The organism is Bosea sp. F3-2, from assembly GCF_008253865.1.
GTDB lineage: Bacteria > Pseudomonadota > Alphaproteobacteria > Rhizobiales > Beijerinckiaceae > Allobosea.
In genome coordinates this window covers 1,206,437-1,219,219 of the sequence record NZ_CP042331.1, presented here as the reverse complement: position 1 = coordinate 1,219,219, position 12,783 = coordinate 1,206,437, and the positions used below count along the sequence as shown (strand labels likewise).

The window sequence follows — 12,783 nt, the reverse complement described above, 5'->3', positions numbered from 1 at the left end:
CATGACCTTGCTCGACTCGAAGATCCTGGTTCCCTTGCGCAAGCATCTTGATGAGCGTTTCCGGCAACGAGACGAAGCCGGGCGCGAGGAGTCGGCTGCACGGATAGCGGCGCTTCAGCAGCGACAGTCGGTCACGGCCGCGCGTGCCGACGCCAATGATCCAAGCGACTTGCAACCCAGCGACTCGATCCGGGAGCCAGCCCTTTTCGGCTGGCTGGTGATTCTCCTGTTTTTCGGAGCGCTCGGTGGATGGGCATTGTTCGCACCGCTGAATGGCGCCGTGGTCGCCAATGGCGTTGTCAAAGTGGAAGGAAACCGCAAAAGCGTCCAACATTTGGATGGCGGCATCGTCAAGGGACTGTCCGTCAAGGAAGGTGACCGCGTCAAAATCGGCGATTTGCTGATCCTTTTGGACGACACCCAGGCGCGCGCTGAATTTCAGGTTCTGCTGCAGCAGCACTATTTGCTGCGCGCAACTGGCGAGCGGCTGAAAGCAGAGTTGGCGAGAGGCGCAACGCTGGTCATGCCGGCGGACCTGAGCGCCGCACAACGAAACGATCCCGACGTCGCAAATATCTGGACTGGGCAGGTTCAGCAGATGGAAAGTCGCCGAGCTGCGCTGGAAGGGCAGCGAAGCGTCATTCGGGAACGAATTGCTCAGTACGAGGCCCAGATCAAAGGCAGCGAAGCTCAAGCCAAGGCCTACCAGGCGCAGCTCCAGTCGGTTCGGAAGGAGATCGCGAGCATTGCTCCTCTGGTTGAGAAGGGGCTGATTTCGATGCCTCGCCGCCTCCAATTGGAACGCACGGGCTCGCAGCTCGAGGGTCAGGCGGCAGATACGGTCGCCGGAATTGCTAAAGCGCGCCAGGCGATCGCGGAGCAGCAGCAGCAAATCGTCCAGCTGGACAATGAACGGGTCTCAGACGTTTCGAAGGAGCTGAAGGACACGCAGGCCAAGGAACTGGAGACGCTATCGCGCCTCAATCATGCCCGAGCTGTTTTATCCCGCTCCGAGATACGCGCCCCCTACGCCGGACAGGTGGTCGGATTGAACGTCTTCTCCGTTGGCGGCGTCATCGTGCGGGGTGAGAAAATCCTGGATCTGGTACCGGAGCAGGATTCGCTGGTTGTCGAGGCTCAGATCGCAGTCGAAGACATCAGCGACGTCCACCCCGACATGCAAGCTGATATCCATCTTACAGCCTACAAGCAGAGAATAACTCCAGTTGTCCGGGGTACGGTCTTGAGGGTCTCCGCCGACAGGCTTCTCGATAATAAGACCGGGTCACCGTACTACACTGCAGAAATCAAATTGGATGATCATCAGCTGACCGAACTGCCGCAGATCAAGCTTTATCCGGGAATGCCGGCGAATGTCATCATTCAGACGATAGAGCGAACGGCCTTTGATTACATCGTCGGCCCTTTGACGATGTCATTTCATCGCGCCTTCAGGCAGAAATAGGGATGGCTGACCCGCCTGAAGGTGACCTCTGAATGTGATCGATGTATTGCTGCACCTCCTTCTGGATCATGAGCTTCGGGATGCCATCGAACGCCTCAGGCACCGAGCGCATCTCGTAGTCGAAGTTCAGCATGTGGGCGACGAGCCCCAGTCCCTTCGCGGATCACACACAGCTCGACAAAGGATGTCATCAATCGCTTTGCCGTTCGGCTAGCAGCAATCCGATGGCCGCGGTCCAGGAAAAGCGGCCGCCGCCCAATCCTTCGCCGGAGGTCGGGTCGAAATACTCGGCGACGCCGCCATCCCGTATCAGGGTTTGTGTCGCAACGTGGATTCGGCTGGCCAGTGCCGCGTGCCCGTATCGCTCGAAGCCCTCGGCGATCATGAAGTTCACGACTGCCCAGACGGGACCGCGCCAGTACCGCTTCGGCTCGAAACGAGGATCGAGCGGCGAGGTGCTCGGCACCGGATAGGGCGCCCTGACGAGCCAGCTTTCCAGCTCATCGGCGAGGTCGGCTGCTTGTCCGGCCGCGGGGATGCCGGCGAACAGCGGCAACAGGCCGGCCGAAGTGGAGGCTTCGACTGTCTTGTTCGTGCCGAGGTCACGCGCCTGGTAGATTCGCCGGTCCTGGTTCCAAAGCCCGGCGAAAGCCGCGGCCCGGCGCGCCATCCGCGCCTCGATCCGGCTGCATTCTGCCGGAGTGCCGAACTGCTCGGCCAGCACCAGCAGGTCCTCTTCCGCCTTGTGCAGGATGGCATTGGTCGCCACGTCGACGAGCTTGAAGGGGGAAGCCCGCCACATCGCCGCGGGTTCCCAGCCGAGCCCGGCATAAAGGTCGACCAGCGCGATGAAGCGGCGATAGTCCTCGTCGCGTGGGCGCATGTCAGCGCCGATATGGGAGGTGTCGCGGCGCCGGATCGGCGTCGTCGGGGCGATCGTCAGTCGTGCCATCGCCTCGTCCCAGGCCGGGCTGTTGTCCATGCCCGATTCCCAGGGATGCAGGATGGCGACGAGCCCGGTTCCCTCCGGGTCGCGGGCCTGCTCCCACCAGTCATGCGAGGCGAGCGCGCATCTGTAGAGCCGGGCGGCGCGCGCCTTAGCATCCGGGCGCTGCGCGATCTCGAAGACGCGGCGCAGCGCGGTCGCGAAGACCGGCGGCTGGGTGATGCCCGAGGTCGGGATGGCATGACGGGTCCGCCAGACGTCCGGTCCCGGGAAGTAGTCGTCGCTCGGCGCATGGAAGACGATGTGCGGCACCATGCCGTCATCCCACTGGCCTTCAACCAGCCGCTCCAGCTCACGCCAGGCGCGTTCCTCGTCGAAGGTGGCCCAGCCCAGCGCGACGAAGGCCGAATCCCAGTTCCACTGGAACGGGTAGAGCCGGTCGGTCGGGACGGTATAGCCGCCGCGGTCATTGGCGCGCAGGATGGCGCGGGCCGCCTCGATATCGATCGTCGTCATGGTCAGGTCCGTCATTGCGTCGGGATCGCCCGGCCGGATGCGGGGTCCATCCAGACCAGTCGTTTCGGATCAGGCTTGAGGCCGATGCGCGTGCCCGGCTTGTGGCCGCTACCGGCCGGAGCTGCGACGCGCAGCAGCGTCGGTCCGCTGCGGCCGGTGATGAGGTCATGCGCGCCGAGGGGCTCCACCACCGCGATATCGAAGGGCAGGCCCTCGCCGGCGGCGACCGGCATCAGGTCCTCGGCCCTGATGCCCATCAGCAGGTCGCCGGAGGTCTTCGGCGCCGGCAAGCTCGAGCCGGCCAGCTCCAGCCGCGCGTCAGCAACGGAAACAGGCAGGAAGTTCATCGGCGGGCTACCGACAAAGCCGCCGACGAAGGTCGTTGCCGGGCGTTCATAGACTTCGGTCGGCCGGTCGATCTGCTCGATGCGCCCGCCATGCATCACCGCGATCCGGTCGGCGAGGCCCATCGCCTCGGTCTGGTCGTGGGTGACGTAGATCGTCGTGGTGGAGGCCTCGCGCAGCACGGCCTTGAGCTCCGCACGCATTTCGAGCCGCAATAGCGCGTCGAGATTGGAGAGTGGTTCGTCCATCAGCAGCACCGGCGGCTCGACCGCGAGCGCGCGGGCGACCGCGACGCGCTGGCGCTGCCCGCCGGAGAGCTTTGCCGGATAGCGGTCGAGATAGGGGGTGATGTGCAAGAGCTCCGCCGCCTTGCCGACCTGCGCCTTGATCCGCGCCTCGTCGGCTCCCTGCATGCGCAGCCCGAAGCCGACATTCTCGTAGACGTTCATATGCGGGAAGACGGCGTAGTTCTGGAACACCATAGCGAGCCCGCGCCGGCGCGTCGGCACCTCCGTGAGATCCCGTCCGCCGATGACGATGCGACCGCTGCTGGCGCTCTCCAGCCCGGCGATGATCCGCAACAGCGTGGTCTTGCCGCAGCCGGACGGGCCGAGCAGGGCCACGAACTCGCCGTCGGCGACGCTGAGGTCGATCTGCTCCAGCGCGCGCGTCGCGCCGAAGGATTTGGCGATACCGTCGATGGTGATCTCGGCCATTTGGTCCCCGTCAGCGGTTGGCGATGCCCCACATCGCGAACAGGTATTTCCGAACCGCGAAGATGAAGGCGAGCGAGGGCAGGATCAGCAGGAAGCCGCCGGCAAAGCGGAAATGCAGTGGTGACTCCGCCAGCACGGTGAGGAGATAGGCGGTGAGGGTGCGGTTCTTCACCGAGAGCACGGAGGCGGCGAAGACCTCGTTCCAGGAGATGACGAAGGCGAAGATCGCCGCCGCCGCGATGCCGGGTAGCGCCAGCGGCAGCACGACCTTGCGGAAGGCCTGCCAGCGGCTGCAGCCGAAGACCCAGGCTGCCTCCTCCAGCTCGCGCGGGATCGCCTGGAACAGGCTGGCGGAGACCAGCGCGGCGAAAGGCAACGCCAGCGCCGTGTGCACGAGGCCGACGCCGAAAGCGGTGTCGTAGAGCCCGATACGGATGAAGGAGACCGTCAGCGGCAGCGCAAGGATGGCGAGCGGAAAGGCGCGGGTCAGCAGGATCAGCAGGCGGTAGGCGTTCTGGCCGCGGAAGGAGAAGCGCGCCAGGGCATAGCCGGCCGGCGCGCCGAGCCCGATCGAGAGGGCCATGCAGGTGAGCGCCGCAATGATGCTGTTCACCATCGCCGGCCAGACGCCCTCGACGGCGATGAAAGTCTGCAGGGCGGCGAACGAGGCATCGCCCGGCCACAGCGATTTCGGCCAGCGGAAGACGCCACTGCGCCCGCCCAAGGCGCCGAGCGCGATCAGCCAGATCGGCACCAGCACCCAGGCGCATAACGCGACGACGCCGGTCGAGAAGACGGTGCGCTTCAGTCCGCTCATGGCTGCTGGTCCGCCGGGACGCGCAGCGCCCGCAGATAGATCGCCGTCGCGGCGAGCGAGATCACGACGATCAGCATCGCATAGGCGGCCGCGACGCCGGTGTTCTGGTTGGCGTTCTGCCAGGTGTAGGCCTCGCCGACGAGCACCGGGAAATTCGTGCCGCCGATGGCGTAGACCACCGCGAAGACCTCGAAGGCGAGCACGGTGCGCAGGATCAGCGCCGTCTGGATGCTGGGCTTGAGCAGCGGCAGGGTAATGCGGCTGAATATCGTCCAGGGCTTCGCGCCGAAGACTTCGGCCGCCTCGCGATATTCCTTCGGGATGAGCTGGAGCCCGGCGACCAGGATGACCAGCACGATCGCCGTGGCGCGCCAGATCTCGGCCAGGACGACGCCGAGGAAGAGCGTGCCGGGCGTCTCATAGGTCAGCCAGGCGGTCGGCCCGTCGATCAGCCCGAGCCCGTAGAGCGCGCTGTTGAGATAGCCGCGATCCTGCAGGATCGCGAGCCAGACCAGGCCCGCGGCGAGATCGGAGACGCCGAGCGGGATTGTCCAGACCCAGAGCACAAGATCGCGCCCACGGCCGATCTTCTCGATCATCACGCTCATCCCGAGGGCGAGAGCGAGCTGGATCGGGACGACCACGAGGACGAGCAGGAAAGTGTCGCGCAGCGCCAAGCCGAAATTCAGGTCGGAAACCATGCGCCGGTAATTGCCGAGCGAGGCTACCCCGCCCTCGCTGAAGGACAATGCGATCGTCTGCACCAGCGGCAGCAGGAAGATCGCCGCCAGGAAGACCAGCGACGGCGCCAGCAGCAGATAGGGGAGGGCTCGCGACTGCGCTCGCTTCATGGCAATCCCGGCGGAGGGTGGAAGGATCGGGAAAAGTGGGCGGCCTGAAAGCCGCCCAATGGGAGGAACGGTTCAGCTGTTCAGTTCACCGGGCAGGCGCCCTCGCTTGGCTTGTCAGGCGCCCAGCACGGTGCCTTCGTCGTCTCCATCAGGCCCTTGAGCACCGCGGCCTGTGCATCGAGCACCACGCGCGGGTTCTCACCGCGCAGCACGATGCGCTGGAAGCTGTCGGAGAAGACTTTGTTGAACTCGCCCCCCTTGTCGCCGAGCCCGATCGGCAGCAGCGCCGGCAACGCGTCCTTCGCCCCTTGCGTCTTGGCGACGCCTTCGGCGATCAGCTTGATGCCCGGCGAGAGATCGGCTGGCAGATCGGCCTTCACCACCGGGAAGAAGCCGACCTCGGCCGCGGTCTTCACCTGCGTCTCGGGCTTGCTCAGATGTTCGATCACCGCGATGGCTCCCGCCCGGTCGGGCGCGCCCTTCGGGATGGCGAGGCCGGCGACGACCGGCATGTAGCCACGGCCCTTCGGACCGGCCGGCGCCGGGAAGGTCACGTATTTGTCCGGCTCCTGCACCAGCGCGTCCTTCAGCCGCGCGACATGGTCGAACGCCACCCAGACCTCGCCGGCCATCAGCGGTTCTTGCATGAAGTCATAGCTGGTCGAGTTCGGGTTGACGTACTGCCAGAGGCGCTTGAACTGGCCCCACATCGCCTCGGCCTCGGCCGAGCGGAACGGCGTCACCACACCACCGGTGAAGGAGGGGTAGAGATAGCCCTGGTAGAAGCGCGGCATCAGCCCCTTCGGCCCGGCCGGGAAACCGATCAGGCGCTTACCGGTCTTCTCGGTCAGCGCCTTGCCCCAGGCTTCAAGCTGGTCGTAGCTCAGCGCGTTGACGTCGGCGCCGGCCGGCAGCGAGGCGAGCGCCTCCTTGCGCGCGACCATGATGTAGGTCGCCTGCATCCACGGGATATAAACCTGCTTGCCGGTGCCGAGCTTGCCGAGTTCCATCAGCCCCTGCGGGATGCCGCGATCGGCGAGCTTGGCGACGACGTCATCGATCGGCTCAATATCGCCGGAGGTGACGAGCGGCTGCAATTCGCCATGCAGCGCCCCGGCGAGGCTGATCGTGCGCTTGCCGGCCTTGCCCTCGGCCTTCATGCGCACGTCGAATTGCGGCGGCTCCTCCACGAGATAGGACACCTTGCCCGGAACACCCTTGAGCAGGACCTGGCGGACCTTCTGTGCTTCCTCGACTGGCCGCAGCTGCGTCGACAGGAAGTTGACGTCCTGCGCGGCGGCGAGGCTCGCCGTGAACAGGATTGCGCCAGCGCCTGCGCTTACCAGAATGGATTTCATCGTATCCTCCCTCTGTGTTTGTTTCCACGCAGCCCGTGCCGACCGCTTCAGTCCAGGCTCGAAGCCTTAGGTTTCGCCGCTCGAACCCCGCGGTATCTGGCGCAGGCCCAGCACGGCCGAGAGCTCGCGCGGATCGCCTCCGCCCAGGCGTGCAAGGACCATTGCGGCGAGTCGCGCGCCGACTTGCGCCGGTGGCAGTTCCATGGTGGTCAGACCCGGCCGCGCATAGGAGGCGGCCGGAATGTTGTCGTGGCCGGTGACCGCTATGTCGGGGCCGATGGTGAGGCCCGCCTCGGCAACCGCCTGCATTGCGCCGAGCGCCATCCGGTCGGTGGCGCAGACCAGCGCCGTGGGCGGCTGGGCTCCTGCCAGCAGCTCGGCGGCGAGGCGATGGCCGTCCGCTTCGGTCGGTTCGCCCTCGACAAGCAACTGCTGCGCGGCCTCCTCAAGGCCGCCTTCGGTCATCGCCTGCCGCCAGCCGGCGGCGCGCAGCGTCGCGAAGGTGAGATAGGACGGTGCCGACAAATGCGCGACCCGGCGATGGCCCAGCCTGATGAGGCGCCTCGTCAGCGCTTTGAAGCCCGCTTCGCCGTCACCATCCACGAAGGCATAGGGCTGTTTCGTCTCGGTTCGGCCGTGGCAGATGAAGGGAACGCCTTTCGCCTCGAGATAGGCCACGCGCTCGTCATGGTGGCGCGTGCGGGCGATGATGAAGGCGTCGGCCCGGCCGCTCTCCACCAGTCGACGGTAGGTCGCCATTTCCTCGAGGCCGGGGCGGGCAGCGAGCAGGATGAGATCATGCTGCTCAGCCGCGAGTTTTTCCCCGACCGCTGCCAGCAATTCCGCGAAGACTGGCTCGTGAAAATGTCCGGGTTGCGCCGGCATGATGAAGGCGACCGTCTCACCCGTTCCCTTGCGCAGGCGGCGGGCGGCGCTGTGAGGGCGATAATTGGCTTCGCGCGCGGCGCGCTGAACGCGCTCGCGCGTCGCTGGAGCGACATCCGGATATTCGTCGAGGGCCCGCGACACCGTGGTGATCGAGAGCCCAAGACGCTGCGCAAGGGCCTTCAGAGAGCTCAAAAACGGTCTCCAAAACGTTTTGGAACGTTAGTAGATCAATGCGAGGAGTCAACCTTGGGCGGCGAGCAGAGAAGCCCCGCTGCAGCTGTTGGCCTCACGCAAGCGCTCGTCGAAATCACCCATCGCGACTTCGATCTCGATCTGTGCGGTCAGCTATCGGCCTGATCAATCATCGCCACATCCCGCGCATCTAGGCTCGCACATCGATCTTCGGGCCACCGCTCGGCACGCGTTCTGGACCTACGCTGGGAGCGTGCGGCCAAGCTGTCCGCTCGAATTGCCCCAGAAGGGCATTGGGAATGAAACGCGTACGGTTGGCGTAGACATGTCGATCGCCGGTCGCGGACTGTCCGTGGGCGAAGAAGCGCTGTGGCACGACGAGATGAAGGTCGTCCTTGGCGCGCGTCATCGCGACATAGAGCAAGCGTCGCTCCTGCTCGATCTCGTCTTTGGCACCCGCGCCGAGATCGTGGCCGCTTGGGTCAACAGCCGAGGGCCGCCGGCAAGAAGCCGCGCGTGTTCATCTGGGGCTTTCCGGGCACGAACCAGAAGGCCAACACCGAGGATATCAACTCCGAGCGCGGCTACGGCCGCATGTCTGCCCACATGAACCCGGTTGCGGGCAACGAGGCCCTTGTGCTCGATGCAGCCGAGCGGTTTCCGAACTTCTCCACCTATGGGATGAACCCCGGGTTCGTGAAAACCGACATTCGCGGCAAGCTGTTCGGTGGCAAGAACTGGCTCTACCACCTCCTCGAGGGCCTCTCGAGGGCCTTCGCCAAGTCGGCGGAGGGCTACGCCGAACAGATCGTTCCTCTGCTCCTGGCCCCCCGAGCTCGACCGGCACAATGGGACCATGTTCGACAGCAAGGGGCGCGCCATCCTGCCCTCGCCGTGGCTTACCCCGACGAACCGTCAGGCCTGATTTCGCGATCGCCGGAGCTGATACGTCAGTGCGGCGTTTTTCCGTAGATCCGTCTCGGGGGCGAAGCAGTGCCGTCAGTTATGGACCCTTCTTCAACTAACGAAAGGCATTCCCAAACATGTCCGTCTGACGAGCAGGCGCGCCAACGCCTGGCTGCATGTAGGCCGGCCCATCCGCTCTTCTGCTGGGAACGGTATCTTGTGTGACACAACCGACTGGCCCAAGGAGGATGAACACCACGGCGACGCATCGTTTCAGCACGGCGAACTCCATCGTTACATTCCGGAACTAGCGCTAGACGTCTTCTTGGGACAGCCTACGAAGGCATGTAGCCGCGGGGGGAGGGTGCACGATCGCCCTAAAGCAACATCTCCTTTAGCGGCCCGATCCTCGTCTTCCACGCCGGTCCGGTTCATCCGCTGCGACACGATCCACTCGCGAAGCTCCCGCGGCTCCAACGCCCGACCGCCTCCTAATAGTGCCTCGAATAAGGGTCGGAGGACGAATAGAACGACAGGCAGTCAAGCCAGTACATGGATTGGACTGTTCGATTGACCGGAATAGCGCAGACAGGAGCAAGCTCCGTGCTCCTATATTGTGTCGCCGCGCAGCCCGACAACAAAATCCCGCTGGCGATCAGCAGGCATGCCCGTTGAATCGTTCTCATCTTCCCGCCTCCTATTGCGAGCTATATTCAATCGCTTCGCTCCGAAGTCGCTTTTGCGGATTTGACCCAACCCGATGTCAGTAATGGGGTCGCAAGCCGATGTTCCCGGCCCGGTTCCGAAAGGGCTGGGTTTTTTGTTGTTCAGGCCGCCTCAAGTGGCGCTACTCGCCCCGTGACCGCGAGATATCGGTCGCTGGAATGGATGACTGCCACGTCAATCTGGATGCCGTCCTCGCATATAATGCGCAGGCTGTAGCCAAGCTCGGCAGGATCGACGTCCGAGGTGTCGCAGAACAGGTATCCAGCCCGGATATCGTCGTAGTCGCTGCTAAATTGATAGGAGAGCGGGAGCGTCTGCCCGTCCCGAAGGACGAGCGTACCTTTCCCGGTATACATTGCTCTGTCCCCACCTTGACGGCGCCCGTAGCGGCTCCAGACGCCGACAGACAGTACACGCCTGTCTCGGCGTGAAAGCAATTAGCGTTTGGTGACCTGCTGGCACCCGCGGCAGGGGCTGCGCGCCCATTTCGTTTGTGCCGCAAAGACCGAAAGCCAAGCATGACGACGCAACGCCATCAAACGGCAAGATTCAGTGGAGAGTTACCACCGCTTGCCGGGCCGAACGGACGAACTTCTACGATGCAGGCTGCGCCTCCGGCATCTTCCATTTGCCGTTCAGGAACACGGCGCGAGGACGGTAGAGCCGGAATGTGTAATTCCACCCCTGCGTAATCGGCAGGCAATTCGCGATCTTGCCGTCGCAGCCGCCGAACTGGATGTTGATCGCGCCATCGGCGCTCTTCTTGCCGGTGATGCTGTTGACCGAATAGGCGTCGTAATCGTTCTTCTGGAAGAAGCCCTTGTCGTTATAGACGCTGATCGACCAGAACGCGTCGACGGGGACATCCTTGACCCTGAGCTTGTAAACCGTCTTGCCGTCGTTTTTGGCCGGGGTCACTGAGGGGTAGGATGCGTCCTTGTCGGGGTTGCCGCCCCAGCCGGCTGCCGTGCCGATCAGGTGCTTGACCGGATCGACCTTTCCCTTCGGGCCGAAGGCGTTGGCGAAGCTGCCGGATGCGGCGGACAGCGCTTCGAGCGCCTCGCGGATCTTCTTCTGTTGAGCCAAGTCCCAATTCGGGGCCTCGAACTTACCGACCGACTTCTGCTCCACCTTCAGCGCATCTTGCAGAGCGTGAACCTGCGCGAGGTCCTTGGTGTCGTTGGGATCGACAAGGATACGGACCGCAACGAAGACATAGCGGGTGCCGACCTTATCCCTGGTGAGCGTCGCGCGGCCCGGCTTGTAGACCACCATCGGGGTGTAATGGTCTTCGTTGATGACCTGCATCGAGACGAAGCGCTTGCCGGCATCGGGAAGGGTGATGGTCACCGGGCCGGCGTCGAGGTCGAAGAGCGCCTGGGAATAGAGCGTATCCCGGTTCATCCGGACTACGGGCTGCTTGTCGATCGGCGTCGGCGCCCTGTTGTGGACGAACTTGCCGAGGGCACCGTCGTTGACCGTCTTGGCCATATAGAAATCGGACTCGGCTCGCTTGAAGTTGTCGACATTGACCGGAACCGGCTGTGCGGACGCCACGCATGGCGCGAGAACCAGGAAACTCAGGCTGTAGGCCAACGTCATTCGCATTGAACGGTACCTCATTTGCGTCTTTGATCCATTTGCTCATCGGGCAAGACCGAATGGGTCCGCGCCCATGCTTCGGCTGATCGTCAGCTCTGGGGCGGGGATGCCCGTGATCCGCTCAGCCAGGAATCTTCGGTTTCCGGCGGCGAGCCAAAGTCCGGCATGGCGCAGCAGCGCCCCCCGACCCGGTTACCGCGCGGACAGTGCAGCAGCCTCCGCGGCGCATTCGGAGATCGAGGGCACCCGCTTGGCCTTCGCTGCCTTCACTTCTGCTTTCGCGGCCTTGAGATCGGCGAGGAAGGTCGGGTCGGTTTGCAGCCGCGCAACGGTCGCCGCGCCCATGATCCGCCCGGCATCGACATCGCTCTGCCAATGCGCGTTGCAGATCACGCGGCTCTGTCCGAACTCGATGCCGCGCTTGAGCAGCGTATCCGCGCGTTCGGGATTGATCTGCGCGAAGACGAGAGCCCAGCCCCAGCCAGCAGCGGTGTGGCCGGACGGATAGGAGCCGTCAATCCGCAGAATGGCCTCCTGATCCGCCCGGCAGGTCGCCTCGTTGTGAACCACGAAGGGGCGGACCCGGTTGTATTTGTTCTTCACGCCATAGGTGGAGAGGCCGAAATCCGACAGCATCTTCTGCATCATCGCGTAGAGGCGCGGGGTCTGCTGGCTGTCGATCCTGACCCCCATCGCGCAGGAGAAGTTGTCGGCCGCCTGCGGAAAGGCGAGGTCGGCATCGGTACGGGCGAGCTTCCAGCGCTCGGTGCTTCGCAGTAGGATCGTCGCCTTGCGTGCTTCCTCGTCCCGGGCGAGCGCAGCCGAGTCCGTCTCGGGCGGCGGGCCGAGCAGGACCAGGCTGTTCGGCAGGTCGGACCGCTTGAGATAGCCCGGCGCGATCTTGAAATGCGGATCGGTGACCTTGGGTTGCGCTTCGCCCGCCTGCGCCAGGGCCTGCCCGCAGAGCGCGAGCAGCGCAAGCAGGGAAACATGTGCGGCCCGAACCGCAGTCCCGGTCATCGACATTCCCATTCCTTTCGACATGGCTGAACTCATGAAAGCCCCGGTCAGAACCGGCATGTTCCCGCGACGGCGGGCGCGTGCTGCGTCACGTAGTACGAGAAGCCGCCGTTGCGATAATCGACGTGGAGCGCCCGGTAGCCGGCTTTCAGCGTCAGGCTTTCGCTCCAGGCTAATTGACGCTGCCCAGGTCCTGCCTGGTCAGGCGCGAGCGGGCGCCGAAGCCCGATGGCGAGATCGCGCACCGTTGCGCCTGACATTGCTGCTTGTCCCCTGCCTTGCCCGCCCTATCGGCACCTGCACGAGCGCTTCCAGCTCACTGCAGCACGCGATCGCGGCCCGATCGGCCGGCGAATGTCGTTGCGAGCATTTCGTGCATGGGCAGCCCGCCCGTCTTGCCTTTTCGCGACAATCGCCGCCGGGTATTCTTCAACC

The 12,783-nt window shown here is 64.4% G+C and carries 13 protein-coding genes and 1 pseudogene; 2 read left to right on the top strand and 12 right to left on the bottom strand.

Going from position 1 to position 12,783, the window contains the following annotated elements; all coding sequences use genetic code 11:
* Window position 1 precedes the first annotated feature (1 nt).
* Window positions 2–1,465: an HlyD family type I secretion periplasmic adaptor subunit gene (locus FQV39_RS05645; RefSeq protein WP_149129397.1), complete on the top strand. Its 1,464-nt coding sequence runs from the start codon at window positions 2–4 to the stop codon at window positions 1,463–1,465.
* On the opposite strand, the gene FQV39_RS33045 is transcribed toward FQV39_RS05645, so the two are convergent.
* The 8 genes and pseudogenes from FQV39_RS33045 to FQV39_RS05610 all read right to left on the bottom strand — a co-directional run.
* Entirely contained in the window at window positions 1,452–1,598 is a 147-nt protein-coding gene (locus tag FQV39_RS33045; RefSeq protein ID WP_187640183.1) for a hypothetical protein, read from the bottom strand. The two genes, FQV39_RS05645 and FQV39_RS33045, sit on opposite strands and share 14 nt — an antisense overlap.
* 57 nt (window positions 1,599–1,655) lie before the next feature.
* Window positions 1,656–2,927 (bottom strand): MGH1-like glycoside hydrolase domain-containing protein, encoded by a 1,272-nt coding sequence (locus FQV39_RS05640; protein ID WP_149129396.1) that lies wholly within the window; start codon window positions 2,925–2,927, stop codon window positions 1,656–1,658.
* A gap of 11 nt (window positions 2,928–2,938) precedes the next feature.
* Window positions 2,939–3,988, bottom strand: coding sequence for an ABC transporter ATP-binding protein (locus tag FQV39_RS05635; protein ID WP_149129395.1), 1,050 nt, complete (start codon window positions 3,986–3,988; stop codon window positions 2,939–2,941).
* A gap of 10 nt (window positions 3,989–3,998) precedes the next feature.
* Window positions 3,999–4,805 (bottom strand): carbohydrate ABC transporter permease, encoded by an 807-nt coding sequence (locus FQV39_RS05630; protein ID WP_149129394.1) that lies wholly within the window; start codon window positions 4,803–4,805, stop codon window positions 3,999–4,001.
* On the bottom strand, window positions 4,802–5,656 hold the full coding sequence (locus tag FQV39_RS05625; RefSeq protein ID WP_149129393.1) for a carbohydrate ABC transporter permease: 855 nt from the start codon (window positions 5,654–5,656) through the stop codon (window positions 4,802–4,804). Before FQV39_RS05625 ends, FQV39_RS05630 begins: the two co-directional genes overlap by 4 nt.
* A gap of 80 nt (window positions 5,657–5,736) precedes the next feature.
* Window positions 5,737–7,014, bottom strand: a complete 1,278-nt coding sequence (locus FQV39_RS05620) for an extracellular solute-binding protein (protein ID WP_149129392.1) — start codon at window positions 7,012–7,014, stop codon at window positions 5,737–5,739.
* Between the two features lie 66 nt (window positions 7,015–7,080).
* On the bottom strand, window positions 7,081–8,094 hold the full coding sequence (locus FQV39_RS05615) for a substrate-binding domain-containing protein (RefSeq protein WP_149129391.1): 1,014 nt from the start codon (window positions 8,092–8,094) through the stop codon (window positions 7,081–7,083).
* 190 nt (window positions 8,095–8,284) lie between these two features.
* A pseudogene (locus FQV39_RS05610) lies at window positions 8,285–8,563 on the bottom strand (3'-5' exonuclease); the annotation flags it as partial.
* Window positions 8,564–8,571: 8 nt separating this feature from the next.
* Here FQV39_RS05610 and FQV39_RS05605 point away from each other — a divergent pair.
* Entirely contained in the window at window positions 8,572–9,066 is a 495-nt protein-coding gene (locus FQV39_RS05605) for a hypothetical protein (RefSeq protein ID WP_149129390.1), read from the top strand.
* Between the two features lie 761 nt (window positions 9,067–9,827).
* On the opposite strand, the gene FQV39_RS05600 is transcribed toward FQV39_RS05605, so the two are convergent.
* The 4 genes from FQV39_RS05600 to FQV39_RS05585 all read right to left on the bottom strand — a co-directional run bounded on the left by FQV39_RS05600 (window position 9,828) and on the right by FQV39_RS05585 (window position 12,608).
* Window positions 9,828–10,082 (bottom strand): hypothetical protein, encoded by a 255-nt coding sequence (locus FQV39_RS05600; RefSeq protein ID WP_149129389.1) that lies wholly within the window; start codon window positions 10,080–10,082, stop codon window positions 9,828–9,830.
* A gap of 238 nt (window positions 10,083–10,320) precedes the next feature.
* Window positions 10,321–11,334, bottom strand: a complete 1,014-nt coding sequence (locus FQV39_RS05595) for a DUF1254 domain-containing protein (RefSeq protein WP_210251174.1) — start codon at window positions 11,332–11,334, stop codon at window positions 10,321–10,323.
* Window positions 11,335–11,520: 186 nt separating this feature from the next.
* The gene (locus FQV39_RS05590; RefSeq protein ID WP_149129388.1) at window positions 11,521–12,348 is read right to left on the bottom strand and encodes an acid phosphatase; all 828 of its coding nucleotides are present in this window, start codon (window positions 12,346–12,348) and stop codon (window positions 11,521–11,523) included.
* A gap of 47 nt (window positions 12,349–12,395) precedes the next feature.
* The gene (locus tag FQV39_RS05585; RefSeq protein WP_149129387.1) at window positions 12,396–12,608 is read right to left on the bottom strand and encodes a hypothetical protein; all 213 of its coding nucleotides are present in this window, start codon (window positions 12,606–12,608) and stop codon (window positions 12,396–12,398) included.
* Between the last annotated feature and the right edge of the window lie 175 nt (window positions 12,609–12,783).

Excerpts from the sequence above, each read along its gene's own strand:
- FQV39_RS05645 (WP_149129397.1), top strand. The coding sequence starts at position 2 with ATGACCTTGCTCGACTCGAAGATCCTGGTTCCCTTGCGCAAGCATCTT.
- FQV39_RS33045 (WP_187640183.1), bottom strand. The coding sequence starts at position 1,598 with ATGCTGAACTTCGACTACGAGATGCGCTCGGTGCCTGAGGCGTTCGAT.
- FQV39_RS05640 (WP_149129396.1), bottom strand. The coding sequence starts at position 2,927 with ATGACGACGATCGATATCGAGGCGGCCCGCGCCATCCTGCGCGCCAAT.
- FQV39_RS05635 (WP_149129395.1), bottom strand. The coding sequence starts at position 3,988 with ATGGCCGAGATCACCATCGACGGTATCGCCAAATCCTTCGGCGCGACG.
- FQV39_RS05630 (WP_149129394.1), bottom strand. The coding sequence starts at position 4,805 with ATGAGCGGACTGAAGCGCACCGTCTTCTCGACCGGCGTCGTCGCGTTA.
- FQV39_RS05625 (WP_149129393.1), bottom strand. The coding sequence starts at position 5,656 with ATGAAGCGAGCGCAGTCGCGAGCCCTCCCCTATCTGCTGCTGGCGCCG.
- FQV39_RS05620 (WP_149129392.1), bottom strand. The coding sequence starts at position 7,014 with ATGAAATCCATTCTGGTAAGCGCAGGCGCTGGCGCAATCCTGTTCACG.
- FQV39_RS05600 (WP_149129389.1), bottom strand. The coding sequence starts at position 10,082 with ATGTATACCGGGAAAGGTACGCTCGTCCTTCGGGACGGGCAGACGCTC.
- FQV39_RS05595 (WP_210251174.1), bottom strand. The coding sequence starts at position 11,334 with ATGCGAATGACGTTGGCCTACAGCCTGAGTTTCCTGGTTCTCGCGCCA.
- FQV39_RS05590 (WP_149129388.1), bottom strand. The coding sequence starts at position 12,348 with ATGACCGGGACTGCGGTTCGGGCCGCACATGTTTCCCTGCTTGCGCTG.
- FQV39_RS05585 (WP_149129387.1), bottom strand. The coding sequence starts at position 12,608 with ATGTCAGGCGCAACGGTGCGCGATCTCGCCATCGGGCTTCGGCGCCCG.